The organism is Candidatus Cloacimonadota bacterium (assembly GCA_012522635.1).
Lineage (GTDB): Bacteria > Cloacimonadota > Cloacimonadia > Cloacimonadales > Cloacimonadaceae > Syntrophosphaera.
Genome location: JAAYKA010000114.1, coordinates 1 through 14,824 on the forward strand (window position 1 = coordinate 1; position 14,824 = coordinate 14,824).

General features: G+C 49.3%; 11 protein-coding genes. All 11 read right to left on the reverse strand.

The features are described from left to right. Window positions 1-112 precede the first annotated feature (112 nt). On the reverse strand, window positions 113-1,810 hold the full coding sequence (locus GX135_05990; GenBank protein NLN85636.1) for a 4Fe-4S binding protein: 1,698 nt from the start codon (window positions 1,808-1,810) through the stop codon (window positions 113-115). Further along, entirely contained in the window at window positions 1,807-2,049 is a 243-nt protein-coding gene (locus GX135_05995) for a (2Fe-2S) ferredoxin domain-containing protein (protein NLN85637.1), read from the reverse strand. The genes GX135_05990 and GX135_05995 overlap by 4 nt, the downstream gene beginning before the upstream one ends. Then, on the reverse strand, window positions 2,046-4,046 hold the full coding sequence (locus tag GX135_06000) for a 2Fe-2S iron-sulfur cluster binding domain-containing protein (GenBank protein NLN85638.1): 2,001 nt from the start codon (window positions 4,044-4,046) through the stop codon (window positions 2,046-2,048). Before GX135_06000 ends, GX135_05995 begins: the two co-directional genes overlap by 4 nt. 12 nt (window positions 4,047-4,058) lie before the next feature. Then, complete coding sequence (locus GX135_06005; GenBank protein ID NLN85639.1) at window positions 4,059-5,951, reverse strand: NADH-quinone oxidoreductase subunit NuoF; 1,893 nt, start codon at window positions 5,949-5,951, stop codon at window positions 4,059-4,061. Further along, window positions 5,944-6,444, reverse strand: coding sequence for an NADH-quinone oxidoreductase subunit NuoE (nuoE, locus tag GX135_06010; protein ID NLN85640.1), 501 nt, complete (start codon window positions 6,442-6,444; stop codon window positions 5,944-5,946). Before nuoE ends, GX135_06005 begins: the two co-directional genes overlap by 8 nt. A gap of 15 nt (window positions 6,445-6,459) precedes the next feature. Next, window positions 6,460-7,125 (reverse strand): redox-sensing transcriptional repressor Rex, encoded by a 666-nt coding sequence (locus tag GX135_06015; protein NLN85641.1) that lies wholly within the window; start codon window positions 7,123-7,125, stop codon window positions 6,460-6,462. Between the two features lie 346 nt (window positions 7,126-7,471). After that, window positions 7,472-7,993 carry a hypothetical protein gene (locus GX135_06020; protein ID NLN85642.1) on the reverse strand — a complete coding sequence of 174 codons (522 nt, stop codon included), beginning with the start codon at window positions 7,991-7,993 and terminating at the stop codon, window positions 7,472-7,474. A gap of 67 nt (window positions 7,994-8,060) precedes the next feature. Then, window positions 8,061-12,140: a hypothetical protein gene (locus tag GX135_06025; GenBank protein NLN85643.1), complete on the reverse strand. Its 4,080-nt coding sequence runs from the start codon at window positions 12,138-12,140 to the stop codon at window positions 8,061-8,063. Window positions 12,141-12,148: 8 nt separating this feature from the next. Continuing rightward, entirely contained in the window at window positions 12,149-12,814 is a 666-nt protein-coding gene (locus tag GX135_06030; GenBank protein ID NLN85644.1) for an ABC transporter ATP-binding protein, read from the reverse strand. Between the two features lie 11 nt (window positions 12,815-12,825). Then, complete coding sequence (locus GX135_06035; protein NLN85645.1) at window positions 12,826-13,962, reverse strand: ABC transporter permease; 1,137 nt, start codon at window positions 13,960-13,962, stop codon at window positions 12,826-12,828. 67 nt (window positions 13,963-14,029) lie between these two features. Beyond that, window positions 14,030-14,824: glycosyltransferase family 2 protein (locus tag GX135_06040; protein NLN85646.1), on the reverse strand; the 795-nt coding region annotated here is incomplete at its 5' end.

Below are 14,824 nucleotides of genomic sequence, written 5' to 3' on the forward strand. Positions count from 1 at the left end.
ACGCAGATGATGCCATCCTCGTTTTTCATGCTGTAAAAGCTGTCTCCGCAGGATTGGTAGCCGTATTTGCAATTTTGGTAGTAATCGGCTTCGAGGACATATTGCATGGAGATCAATCCTTTTCCCCTTTCTTGGTTCCAAAACTTTTAACGATGGATGAAAGGAGCACTTCACTGTCGGCTGCGTTTTCACCCAAAAGGAAGGCGATTTGCTGGACTGTGGAAAGGTTTTTGCGCATCACTTCGTTTGCCTTCTCGATGATTTGCTCTTGTTGGATGACGGGTTCGGTGATGTCTTGAAGAACTCCGCCAAGGACGTGGTGTTTTTGGATGGAAAACAGGGTGAGGCGGATGATTCTTCCGTTGTGGCGGATGTCCTGAACTTTCACCTCGGTTCCCTCGGTGAGAGCTTTGGCAAAAAGATCGCTGAAGTTTATGATGCGATCCAGGAAGGCGCCTTCGAGATCTGGGTTGGCTTCAGACACAATGCAGGCATCTGTTCCAGCCAGTTCGGCAAAACGGTGGTTGGATTCGATTATGCGAAGGTTTTCATCCACAATCACCACCCCGGATGGCATCGCTTTGATGAGCGCGGAGGCTTTATTTTGGGCCAATTTGCGCAGGTAGGATACGCACATGGCGGGCTCGGCCTTTTCCTCGATGAGGGCAGCCGCGAATTCCTTACAGGTATCGTATCCGCATCCGCCGCAGTTGAGTTCGTCTTCACCGCGTTTTTTGCCAATTTTGAGCAGCGCGGCGGCAATTTCGGCCTTCGTGTGGGCTTGTTGTTTAATTTCGCGGCTGCGGAATTTCTTTTTGAGGTCAATCTGGAAATTTTCACGGGAATCGGGGGCGGAGGGTGTGAGCCTCTGGATTTTGTGGCGTTTGATGGCTGTGGATCCGCGTTTGCTTACTCCGGGACCATTCACGCAACCACCAGCGCAAGCGAGAGTTTCGATGAAAACTGGGCAATCGAAACTATCCACATCCAGTTCGTCGAGCGCTTCGACGATGTCTTTCACCCCGGAAAACGCCATATACTGCGTGTTTTCAGGAGGGTTGTAAAACTTTATGCCATCAATCATTCCGCCATCGATGGGATAGAGCCCGCCTTCTTCGGCAGCACCGAGGGTGAAGTTTTGATTTGCGTCCAGCGCGCTCCAATCTATGTTGCTGAGGTTGAACCAACGTCTGAGATCGGTGAAGGTGAGAGCCACGTCGAAACTGTTTGGGGATTCGTTCTTTTTGGCAATGCAGGGACCGATGAACACGATGCCGACATCTTGTGATATGGCTTCTCTGAGCATCTTTGAATGGGCCTGCAGAGGCGAAACCACAGGGGTGATGAATTGCACAAAATCCGGGTAATATTGCTCTATAAGGTGGACCACGCTGGGGCAGGCGGAAGAGATGAGGATGGGATTTTCACCCTGGGAAAGGAGCCTGGCGCAGGAGGCTGAAACCTCCTGCGCTCCCAAGGCTGTTTCCGACACACCGGCGAAACCGAGGCTTTTGATGGCTGCGATCAACTTACCGGGGTCGAGTCCGGCAAATTCGGTTCTAAAGGTTGGGGCCAGTGAAACATACACTTCCTTTTTTTGCATCAGCAGTTCCATGGCGCCACCCAAGTCGTCGCGAATCTTTTTGGCTCCCACGGGGCACACTTCGGTGCAGCGCCCGCAGAGGATGCAAGCTTCGGTGATGACCTGAGCGCTGCCATCAATCACCATAATCGCCTTCACGGGGCATTCACGTACACATTTGTAGCAATCCTGGCATTCGGCTTTTTCGGTGTAGATCGGCTTATTCATATATCCACCAGTTCTTTGGTCAGTATTTGGGGCAATTCGTCACTTTTCACTTCGTGATATTCGTTGCCATTTATCGTGATGTTTGGTCCCTGAGCACAATTTCCCATGCACAGGGAACCCTCGATGCGAACGGAGTCGCTAATCCCGTGAGATCGCAGGAATTCTTCGATAATCTGCAGGTTTTCCCGGTTTTCACGGGCGAAACAGGAGCTTCCCATGCAAATCAGTATCTTCTTCATTTTACTCTTCTTTGGGCTTCCTTGGTGATGAGTTCCTTGATCTGAGCAAGTTCCGCTTTGTGGATCACGGTTTCTCCCACCGAGACGTTGGGGCCTTTGTCACATTTTTCACTGCAGAAAGTGGCGGCAATGTCGAAATAATTGCCCCAGGCGTTTTCTTCCACCATCTGAAGGGTTTTTGCCAGGATATCCTGGGATCCTCTGAGGTAGCAGGAAGTTCCCACGCAAACGCGGATCTTGCAGCGGTCTTCCCCTTCGCCTGTGCTGAGGCTGAGTTCGTCATCGTCGATGCGCTTGCGGTGTTTGTAAGCTGTGTGCAGCAGGTGATGAGACTTGTCGCTGTTCGGCTCTTCCAAAAGCGACTGATAGAGTTCCTGGATAAAGGGGTTATCCTGGGCACGGTGCAAGGTCATCACTTTGTCCGCGTGATACAGTTGTTCTGTGCGTTTGTGACGCTGTTTTCTGCTGTGAACTATGGGTTGACCCGCGCCACCTGTGCAGCCACCCGGGCAAGCCATCACTTCCACGATGTCGTATTCCGCTTCGCCAGCAATGATTTTGTCGCACAATTCCTGGGCATTTCTGAGGCCATGCACCACAGCCATCTTGAGGTTTCCGTCTGCCAAAATGGCTTCACGCATACCGGACGCACCGCGAACTTCTTGAAGCACAATGTTTTCCGGAACGGGGATGCCAAATTTATCGGCAGCATAGCGCAGCACGGCTTCCGAAACACCGCCACTATTGCCAAAGATAACTCCAGCGCCTGTGGCAAAGCCCAGAGGCAGGTCCATGGATTCAGGTTCCAGACTGGCAAAATCGATGCCCGCTTCCTTGATCATACGGCCGATTTCCTGAGTGGTGATGGCCCAATCCACATCGGCAATGCCGTCATGGATAAATTCCGGGCGTTTGCACTCATATTTCTTGGCGGTGCAAGGCATGATTGAAACCACAACGAGGTCTTCTTTTTTCACATTCAACTTTTCGGGCAGAACCTCTTTGGCGATCGAGCCGAACATTTGTTGGGGAGATTGACAGCTGGAAAGGTTCTCCAACAGTGAAGGATAGTTATGCTCAGCATATTTCACCCAAGCGGGACAGCAGGAAGTGAAGATCGGCAATTTGCCGCCGTTGGATTTGCGATTGATAAATTCTGTGGCTTCCTCAACCACGGTGAGGTCGGCGGCGAAAGCAGTGTCATAGACCTGATCAAAACCAATCACGCGCAGAGCAGCCACGAGTTTACCCATGTTCAGTTCGCTGGGAGGGAGATTGAACATTTCGCCCAAAGCCACACGCACCGCAGGAGCAATCTGAGCGACCACGGTCTTCTGGGGATCGTAAATCGCTTCCCAAACCTTGTCGATATGCGGTTTTACAACGATGGCTCCAGTGGGACAGACAGCGGCACACTGGCCGCAATTCACACAATCCACCTGTTGCAGGCTCTTGCCATAAGCCGCGGCCACATTCACATCTTGTCCGCGCCGGGCAAAGTCAATCACGCCGATGCCTTGAATTTCATCGCAGAAGCGCACGCAATCTCCGCAGAGAACGCATTTATTGGGATCCCTGATCAGACATTCGCTGCCCAAATCCATGGGCTTGAAATCACGGGTTCTGCGATAGCGAACCTCATCAATGCTGAGTCTGTTTGAAAGATCGCGCAATTTGCAATCGTTGGCACGGCTGCATTTTGGGCATTCCTGGTCGTGGTTTGCCAAAAGCATTTCCACGATGGTTTTGCGAAGCTGAAGAATCTGTTGGGTGTGGGTCTTGACCCTCATTCCTTCAAAAGGCTCTGTGGAACAGGATGTGACCAGACCCCTGCCTTCCACTTCCACCATGCAGAGACGGCAGGCGCCATATAAGCTCAGGTCGCTGTGATAGCAAAACGTGGGAATGTCGATATGGGCCTTGCGGGCAAGGTCAAGAACGTTGGTTTCACCTTCCCAGACCACCGGACGATCGTTTATATATACGAGTTTTTCCATTTATTTTTCCTCTTAGCTGATGGCTTTAAATTTACAGGCGCTGATGCAAGCGCCACATTTGATGCAGATCATGGGGTCGATCTTGTGGGGTTTTTTCACTTCGCCAGAAATGGCACCAACAGGACAGACGCGTTTGCAAAGCGTGCAGCCCACACAGATTTCGGGATCGATGGAAATGGGGGTTAAGGCTTTGCAATTCTTTGTAGGGCAATATTTAGCTTTAACGTGTGCTTCATATTCGTCGCGGAAATAGCGCAGGGTGGAAAGCACGGGGTTGGGAGCTGATTTTCCCAGTCCGCATAGCGAAGTGAGTTTAACAGTTCTTCCAGTTTCTTCAAGCAATTCAAGTGTTGCCTCGGTGGCTTCACCCTTGGTGATGTCTTCCAGCATTTCCAGCATCTGGCGGGTTCCTTCACGGCAGGGGACGCATTTTCCACAGGATTCGTGTTGGGTGAAGGTCATGAAATAGCGGGCGGTTTCCACCATGCAGGTGCTGTCGTTCATCACCACCATTCCACCGGAGCCCACCATGGCGCCGATTGAGCCAAGGGAGTCGAAATCAAGAGGCAGATCAAGGTGTTCGCGAGTGAGACAGCCTCCACTGGGACCGCCAATCTGGACAGCCTTGAAGGCGTCGTTATTGATTTTTCCGTCTTTATCCAAAACTCCGCCGCCAATCTCAAACACGATTTCGCGAATGGTGGTTCCGAAGGGAACTTCGATAAGACCAGTGTTTGCCACGTGGCCTGTGAGGGCGAATGTTTTGGTGCCGGGGGATTTGACGGTTCCGATTTTACGATAATTTTCCGGTCCTTTCTGCATCACAATCGGAACGAGGGCAAGGGTTTCCACGTTGTTGATCACGGTTGGTTTGCCAAAAAGACCTTTTTGGGCTGGGAAGGGAGGCTTGGGGTTTGGCATACCGCGTTTTCCTTCTATGGAAGAAAGCAGAGCGGTTTCCTCGCCGCAAACGAAGGCTCCGGCGCCTTCCATCACTTGGATGTGGAAGCTCTGGCCGGATCCAAATACATCGTCACCCAAAATGCCCATTTCATTGGCCACTTTGATGGCTTTGCGGATGCGAGAGCAAGCAAGCGGATATTCCATGCGCACATACACATAACCTTCATCAGCACCAACCGCGCGCGCGGCAATCAACATGCCTTCAATCACGCTGTGGGGGTTTCCTTCCAAAATGGAGCGGTCCATGAATGCGCCGGGGTCACCCTCGTCGCCATTGCAAACCACATATTTTTTCTCGCCCTCGGCTATGCGGGCAAAATTCCATTTCATACCGGTGGAAAATCCGCCACCGCCACGTCCGCGCAAGCCGCTGTCCTGGTATAACTTGCATAGTTCCTCAGGACTGTATTTGGTGAAAGCGTCGCGTGCGGCGAAATAGCCACCGTGGGCGATGTATTCATTGATATTTTGAGGGTCAACGTTTCCGCAATCCTTGAGCCCGGTGCGGGATTGTTTGGTGTAAAAAGGGATTTCTTCGGGACCTTTGTAGCCTTTGCCGGTGAGAGGATCCTGATAGAGCAGGCGCTCGATCACCTCGTCCTTTGCCACGGAGCGGGAAACAATTTCTTCGGCGTCACTTGGCTTCACATGGCCATACATGATCCCGTTGGGTTCGATCATCACCAGCGGACCAACCTGGCAAAATCCCTGGCAGCCGCTGCCGATCATATATACGTCGTGGTGTTTATGCTCTTTGGGATCTTCGCTTTTCAGCGAAACGGTCACCTCCATTCCAGACAGAGCGATGGCGTTTTTAATCGCTTCGAAAACCTTGAGCGAACCATTCGCGATGCAACCTGTTCCGGCACAAACAATGATGCGTTTTTTGCACAACGCGCGCGCATCGTTGTATCTTTCCCTGATCTGTTCCAAGTTAGGCATTTTCCTTCTCCTCTGCGTCGATTTTGTCCAAAATGGCCATGGCCTCATCGGGCGTGATCTGACCATGTACTTCGTCGTCCACCACCAGCACCGGAGCAAGCCCGCAGGCGCCCAGGCAGGAAACCGTTTCAAAGGTGTACATCATGTCGTCGGTGGTGATTTTTTTGTCTGTGAGGCTCAAGCGCTTGCGGATAGCGTCGATAACCGCGGAAGATCCTCTAACGTGGCAGGCTGTGCCGTCGCACATTTTCAAAATGTGTTTTCCCTTGGGCTCCAAGGAAAAATGGCTGTAAAAAGTCGCCACTCCATACAATCTGGCGGGAGAAACTCCCAGAGAAGTGGCAATGAAAGTGAGCACTTCCTGAGGCAGGTAGCGATATTCTTCCTGAACCGCCTGCAGGATGGGGATGATCTTTGTTTCGCTGCGTTCGTAGCGATCAATGATCTCCATCACTTTGTTAAAGCTGTGTGCTGCAGAGTTCTGTGTACTCATTTTTACCCCTGTTTTTTATTTTTTATTTTTTGAATTTGCATTTTCAAGGTTGCCGTTTGGACGGCGCTCCGCCACACGGCGGGAAAGAACAGCAAGAGACGCGCTCATATCGATGTTTTCCACGATCACATCTTCCGGAACATTCAGAATGGCGGAACTGAAATTCCAGATCGCCATAACCCCATTTTCCACCATTACGTCGCAAACGCCCTGTGCTTCAGATGCCGGTACAGTAATAATTCCGATGTGAACATGAATGCGCGAAATAAGGTTACCCAATTTTTCCAGAGGGTGAATCCTGATCTTGTTGAAAACAGTTCCCACCAATTCGGTATCGTTGTCGAAAGCTGCCAGAATTCGTAAACCACGTTTTTCCAGTCCGCTGTAGCCCATAATAGCCTTGCCCAGATGGCCTGCGCCAACCAGAAAACAAGAAGACAGATCGTCCCAATTCAAGGTGAGTTCAATGGCTCGGATCAAATCCTGGATGTTGTGTCCGACCTTGGGCGTGCCCACCACTTTGGTATAGGCCAGGTCCCGGCGCACCTGTGTCATGTGAACGCCGGTGAGTTCTGCGATTTTGGTGGCAGATACCATGGTCAGGCCTTCACCCTTGAACTGTTTCAAGGCTTCCAGATATTGGGGCAGCCGCCTTAGCGTTAAAAGCGGTATGGCTTCCATTTACGTCTCCTTGTGCGCTGAATATTGCTATCTGAAGTCGATAATTTTATATCGATATAAATTGTCAAGATAAATCTGCACGCCTTGTCAGGAATGATGTTTAAAAAGGGTTTACGAGACAGGTATTGCATTGTTATATGGAAGCTTACGAGGCACCAAATCTTACATTAAGTTTGTTTCGGTTGGATCAAAAACTGGAATAAAGGGAGGGTCAGTCCAACGAAAACAAAAAACACATCAATTGTGTGGCCAGCATTTGCAGTGGAGTTTTCCAGATTTTCTCCCACCCAAAAAAGCCCACCCTGTTGAGGTAGGCTTTGATGCCTTGTGGCAAAAAAATAAGTTGTTATTCCACCCAACTATATTTGATAGTGGGCTTGGCAGTTGGGTCGGGATCGTCGATGGAATAGGAATCAGCTTCCACATCGTATGTGACAACGATTCCTTCGCGACCGAATTTTTCGGTGGTGGTCATTACAACCTTTCCATCTTCGGACCATTCGAATTTGAATTCTTCGGTGTTGAATTTCTTGGGGTCATCAATGAATTCAAGATTTGGAGGCCAATCTCCAAAATCGTCTTGTTGCTTCAGGATTTTGGCCTTGCTGGCGATTTCCTCAAAATGGGGAAATACTGTTTCAAATTTAGCGAGCAAAGCGGCTTCCTGGGCTTTTTCCTTCTGCATTTGCTTCATTCCAAACGCGAAAATGAAGATTACACCGGCAATCAGCAGAAAAATAAGAATCTCGATGAGGCCAAGGCGGGCCGCCACCTTTTTTGGGGCGGGCGCCGAATCCGGCTTGGACACTGGTTTTGAAGCCGGTTTGGGCGTTTCAATTTTTTTATCGTTTTTCTGTGTATCGGACATTTTATCCTCCCAGACATTCATCTTTTTTTTCACAATTTCCAAAGCCGGAATTTTGTCAAAGCATTTATTAGATTCCCCAAAATTTGAAGGAGCGCTGGAGCATTAAACCGTGGGAAATCTGCGCCTGGCTAGGTTCATATTTCAGATTGTAGGCAAGGCGGAATTGGTGGGGCAAATACCAACGGAGGGAGCTGTCGTGTGAAACCACTATCTCGGTTTGGTTTTGCAGATTGGTTGCTTCCTGGAGTGTGAGATTGTAATCCAGGAAAAACTTGCGACCCAGATATTTACTGGCTCGAATGGAGAGATTGTTCAGCAGGATGGAGGAGCTGAACTGGGATATATTCTTCATGAAATGATTCATATCCGTGTAGTCCACCAGCTTGTTCGGATCTGTGGAGTATTCCATGAACAGATTTTGGATAAAACCAGCACGGACGCTGAAATCATCCAGCTTCAGCAAACGACGGATATTGTTTTCCAGAGGGTACAATATTGGCGAAAGGATGGATGTGTTCAGGTTTTCGCTGATGAGACTGAGCGCTTCATCCTGCAGAATGTTTCCCTGCTGGGTGGCTGAAAGCTGTTCCGAACTGGCACTATAGCGCATTCTGCCCAAAATGCTGGCGATGGAACGATCGTCCGGATTGTCGCTGTCCAGGCTGAAACGAACACGTTTGAGAATGGATTCCTGTGGTTCCTCCATGTCTGTATCCACTTTTAAGGTGATGAGGGTTCCATCAGCGCTTTCATGCGTGAGGGAGCCATTTATGGTTATCACTTTTTGGCTTCCACTGATATTGAAATCCAACTGCTCCATGGTGAATTTTGTGCCAAAGAAATCCATGTTTCCCTGTTCGGAAGTTAAGCTGGATTCTTGAGGCAGCCATTTTTGACCATTGTAGTGGATGCGCATATATCCGCCAGGCGTGAGCAGGAAATTTGTGGGATAGGTGGCATATTTCACGTTTTCCTGAGCTATGGCAAGCAGATCCAGGGTGAAGGGCATCGGGATGGATTCACGATCGCTTTGGGGGACTGGAACAATGCTACCGCGCAGGCTATAGATGAGGTTCAAGAGGTTTCCTGTTTTGAGAGGATAGACTATATTTGCATCATTCACCAGTATCTCAGCCACAATGCGCATATCTTCAAAAGGCCCATGAATGGTGGCATAATCAGCATTTTGCCCACGCAAAACCACTCTGGATTTGCTGCGAGAAGTGGTAATCTCGGGAACGTAGAGCAGAGCGCCAGGCTCGTCAACTTTCACAAGAAAGGTGCCCAGATCCAACATCCCAAGCTTGAAATGAGAGCCGCTGTCGTCTTCAAAACGGTTTTTGGCAGTCAGAATTCCATTGCCCATTTGGGCGCTTATCGTGTTGAAAAACACCTGGTTGTTCACGATGTCGGCATCAATGACGATATCCCTGATATCTTCAGGCTGTTCATCCAAAACCAAGCGCCCATCACTGACCAGCAGCTTCCCGCTTTGCACCGTGAGCTGTTCTTCCAAAGCCCGCAGAGAACAGACCAAGCTGGCTTTACCGCTGGCATCACGCACATATTCAAAATTATTATCCAACCATTCAAACAACAAACCCTCAGCCTGAAGGTCCAGAGTATGGTCGCCATCGAACACTTTGTTTGTAAAGATGTTGTAATCCAAAGCGCCAGAGCCTGTTAGGGTTCCGAATTGGTTGGTTTTTACATCGAGGCTTTCCACGATGAGCAAGTTATCAGTTTGGGCGAGGGACACCAAAACTTCATCAAAAGTAGCCACACTGGGGATATTAAAGTTGTTTGACATCAGGCGGGCGTCGTAAGTTATATTCCTTTGTGGGCTTAGCGCATCGCTAACCACAATTCCAACATTTCCAGAAACGGAGCCCTCAGCCAGGGGAGAATACATCAAATCGCCCATATCCAGATTTGAGGTCAAGGCGTTGAGCCGCAAATTCCAGCTTTCCGCCAAGATGGCATCGCCTGCCAAGGAAACCAACTGTTTATTTTCGTTGCTGATTCCACCACGAATATCAGCGTGTTGTGCATCCCCCTTCAGCGAAAGAATCGCCGAAAGGGGCTTCAAACCAGAGAATTTGAGTTCCCCAACGCTAAAAATGGCATCCAGAAGTTCATTTTCTTGATTTGAATATTTGGCTGCGACACTGACTCTATTGATCTCGGGGAGGTTGAGATCGGGAAAATAGCCGTTTATTTCCTCTGAGCTGAGGTCGGTGAGCGCAATTTCAAACTCGAGGTTCTCAGGTTTGGAAAGATCGATATTTCCTTTGGCGAGGTGCTGACCATTCAGCCTGAAAGAATTTAGTTTTAAAGAGCGTTCTTTAATCATGGCCACGAGTTCCAAGGTAAGAGGACGGCTGTTGAAGCTTCCGGTTGGAATATTCAAGCTTAGGCTTCCTTCTTCGGAAGCAAGGTCGTATGCGCCGATGAGATCGAGATTGGCATTAACTTTCATGCCTTTTTGCAGTTCCATTCCCAGAAGACCGGAAAAGACTGTTTTAGAGCCGGTCAAAAAAGCGGAAATCTCACCATTGAGGAAGGGATGGAATTGGTCAATCGTCTTTTGGGGCCAGGCTTGGGCAAGTTCCAAACTTCGCAGGTCAGCATCCAGCAGATAGGTCCCGTCGCTGATATCGCCCACCAGTTCCAAATCGATGCCAAGCGGAGAGGATAAAGCCAGGTCCAAATAGAGGTTTTGGCTGGTTTCGGTGGTGAGAGGAAAGAGGTTTGCGTGCCCCCGTAAGGAGGATAAATGAATGTCATCCTTGGCGAAATCCAAATTGATGATCTGGGCGCGAATTTCGGGAATAGCTTCATAAAAATTCAGTTCCAAATCCGCAGAAGCTGTGACCTTCATCTCCTGGTAAGTTTGATTGATGGGGCTGGTATGGAGTTTTCCGGTCAGTTTTCGATTTTTCACGCCAAAGATTCCATCCAAACTCACACGTTGGTTTTCCCAGATGGCGTTGCGAATATCCAGATCCACCGTGTCGGAGCTGTAATTTGCCCGCAGGTCAATCTGTTTAACGTTTTGCCCAGAGAAATGAACCTGATCAGAATAGGCAACCAGATCAAGGATGGGCTCGTCCAGACTGCCTTGAACCAGCAACCCGGCATTCACGCTGCCGCCCACACCTGCAGCAAGCATGCCCAAATCCAACTTCAGATCAAGCTGGCTGGGGGAAAAAACAGGGTTTTGAGGTAATCCGTAACCGCGGATTTCACCCTTCACAGAGCTCGTTCCCAAGGTACTCTGGCTGAGAATTGCATCGAAGTTTCCGCCCTGGGTGCTGAAATCCAGACTGGGAATCCTGAGCGGAAATTGTTCCAGCACAAAGGCGGAAAAATCCTTCAGGCTCAGATCTGCCGTAAGTTCCAATTCCGAATCTTTTTGTGTCTGGGAAAGCTTGGCAGAGAGGTCCAGTGAAGCGCTGAGATTGCTGAACTGGGGATGATTAACGTATTGTGGGCTGTATCCGCGCAAATCGATTTTGGATGAAACAAGCCGGCCTTTGTCCAGTTCAGCCCCAACGTTCAAGGACGCGTTTTTTGCTCCAAGCGCGCTTAAACTGAGAGTGGAAAGTTTCGTGTTGATAAGACTTAGCTGGATATCGTGAAACTTTTCAGAAAACTCCAAGGTTCCCTCCTGACCGATGGTGAGAGGGATTTTGGCATCAATGGCAAAGCTCGAATTGGTAACTCTGAGATTGTTAAAAAAAGGCAGAAGATCGGGGAATTCGAATTTCTTTTTTGGCTTGCTGGGATCGGGAATCAGCAGGAAGCGAATGTCCGCCTGATCTATCTCCACATAGTTCGCGAGGTTGCGAATCTTGAACCCGGAAAAAATGAAACGGAGAAGGTTGTAGCGCACGCGGGTATTTTCCGCGGTGAAGTTCAGAGAGCCATCCCTTGCGGCAAAACCGATATTTTGAGCGTAAATCTGGCGGTCGCTGATGCTGAAGGAGCCAATTTCAAAGTCACCTTTAAGCGCTTTACCCGCTTCACGTTCCACAATCTTTTTCACCCTGCCCTGCACGTCGAAAGCATACCAGGACACAAAAAACAAAGTGTTGATACCCAGCAGGATCAAGATGAAGATTAAGAAACGACGGGGTCGACGCATATAAATTCTCAGATGAGAGTTCCGCCCTTGAGCTCGTAAGTTTTTGGGCTTTGACGTGCCAGTTCACGATCGTGCGTGACAATCACAAAAGTCTGTTCCAGATCGCGATTCAGGCGGAACATCAATTCCCACACCTCGGCGCTGTGTTGCGGGTCCAGGTTTCCGGTGGGTTCATCCGCCAAAACGATGCTGGGACTGTTAATCAGGGCGCGCGCCAAAGCGATGCGCTGTTGCTCTCCACCACTGAGCTGGTTGGGATAGTGGTTGGCACGGTCCTCGAGGTTGAGACGCTTCAGCAGGGAGCCAGCCTCTTGGAAAGCCTTGGATTTGGTTTCACCAGCGATCAGCATGGGCAAAGCAACATTTTCCAAGGCGGAGAGATCTTCCAAAAGGTAATGAAATTGAAAGATAAAACCGATATCGCGATTACGGATTTTATGTGCACTTGCGTGTCGGGAGGAAAGTTCGGCGGAATTTACCACCACACGACCGCTGTCGGGATCGTCCAAAAGTCCCAGTATATGGAGCAGCGTGCTTTTTCCGCAACCGGATTTGCCCGTGATGCAGACAAATTCGCCACGCTGAACCTCCAAATTTGTGTCTATGAGCACACGGATGTCCTGACCTTTGTCTTGATAGGTTTTATAAAGTGAATATCCGGCGAGGCAAATCATTCTATCTCCTTTTAGGGATTGCGTAAAAGATCGATTATACGCATACGGTTAATCCTGCGAAGAGGCGCGCGGATGCAAATCCAGATTAAAAACGAGGCCACCACGAAAATGATAACCTGGTTCAATGGCGAGGCGTAAAGCTCGAGACGATCAATGAAATAAACCTCACCTTTAAGTTTATAGATGTTTTGATTTGCAATGCCCCAGGAAATCAGAAGCCCGAAAAGCTGACCCAAAATCACTGAAATCAGACAAACCAAGGTAACTTGCCAAGCCAGGATATTGCGCACTGACTTGGAACTTGCACCCAAAGCTTTCAGCACAGCTATTTCGGCACGTTTATCCAGCATCAGGGTCAAAACACCACTGATGACATTTATTCCGGCAATCAACACCAGAAAACTGAACACTATGAATATCAGCCACTTCTGCATCCTGACCAAACTCAACAAACTGGTGTTTATCACAGGCAGTGCGTAAACTTCACGCCCCAGGATTTGATTGTATTTACGGGCCAAAGTGGGAGCGGAATCCGCAAATTTATTGTGAAGCCGCAGTTCCAAGCTGGAAAACCCGGTGCTGACTCCGGTGAGGGCGCGAAGGTCTTCCAAATCACCAATCAGCAGGCTGCGATCATATTCATAAAAACCAGAATTGTATATCCCTGTAACTTTTAGCGGACGCTGATTGGGATACATGCCCAAAGGTGTGATGAGATCCAGTCTGGGAAAGGAAACTGTGACGGTATCTCCCAACGCGAGTCCCAAATCCTGAGCAAGGTAATGACCCAAAATCACTTTTCCCGGAGCCAGTTCAGCCGAACCTTTTTTCACATATTTGGCAAAGATATTTTCGTCTCCATTTTCCCAGGAATACGCCTGCATCATGCCGCTGCGGGCTTTATCTCCGTTTTGAGCCAAAAGGCTGGAACTGAGAACTGGCACAGCCGAACGAACTTCGGGAAGCTTGGAAAGCCTGTTTAAAACGTCTGAAGCTTGGGTATCCGAAAGCGGATCCACATCGGCTGAAACCACACGAATGTGGGCAAAGGAATCCAGCAACACCGATCTGAGAGCACGTTCATAGCCTTCGAAAAGGTTCAATGCGGCGGAAAGTATCCCCACAGAAATCACGATCCCCAGAATCATGAACAAAAAGCTGAAGCGCAACAAATTGCGTTTGGGGTCACTTACATAACGTGACAAAAAAAGGCGCTCAGCCGGATTCACGCGACCCCTCCACTGTGATGTTCACAGTCTTTTCAACCGATACGGGCAAGCCATCAAGTCTGCTGACCCGGTTCACAATCAGCTCCGAAATAAGTCCCAGGGACAGAAACTGTAAACCTCCCAAGATGAGGGTAATCCCCAAAAATAGGGGAAGTCGGTTTGAGATGGGAACCCCATAAAATATCTTCAACACTGCCATCCAGATCATGACGGCGGTTCCCAAGAGGGCGGAAACAAGCCCAACCCGACCAAAAAGATAGAGCGGACTTTTCACATATTGGGTGACCATTTTAACGGTGAGAAGATCAAAAAAACCGCGCAAATAGCGCTCCAAGCCATATTTGGAGCGCCCAAATTCCCTCTTGCGATGTTCGACCGGGATTTCGGTAACGCGGTAGCCCAGCGCATTTGCCAAAACTGGAATATAGCGGTGCATCTCACCGTAAAGATTCATTTCTTTCACCAGTTCACCACGATAGGCTTTATAGCCGGAATTGAAATCACGAAGTTTGAGCTTGAAAGCACGGCCTGTGACCCAATTGAAAAACCGTGAGGGAATAACTTTGTGGAGCGGATCACGGCGTTTTTGTTTCCAGCCGGAAACCAAATCCCAGCCTTCATCCAGTTTGGCAAGAAATTTGGGAATTTCTTCGGGATTGTCTTGCAAGTCCGCATCGAGAGTGAAAACCACATCCCCGCTGGCGAGCTTGAAACCATGCTGCAGGGCAGCGGCTTTGCCAAAATTTCGACGGAACTTGATGATTTTAATCTTGGAATTATG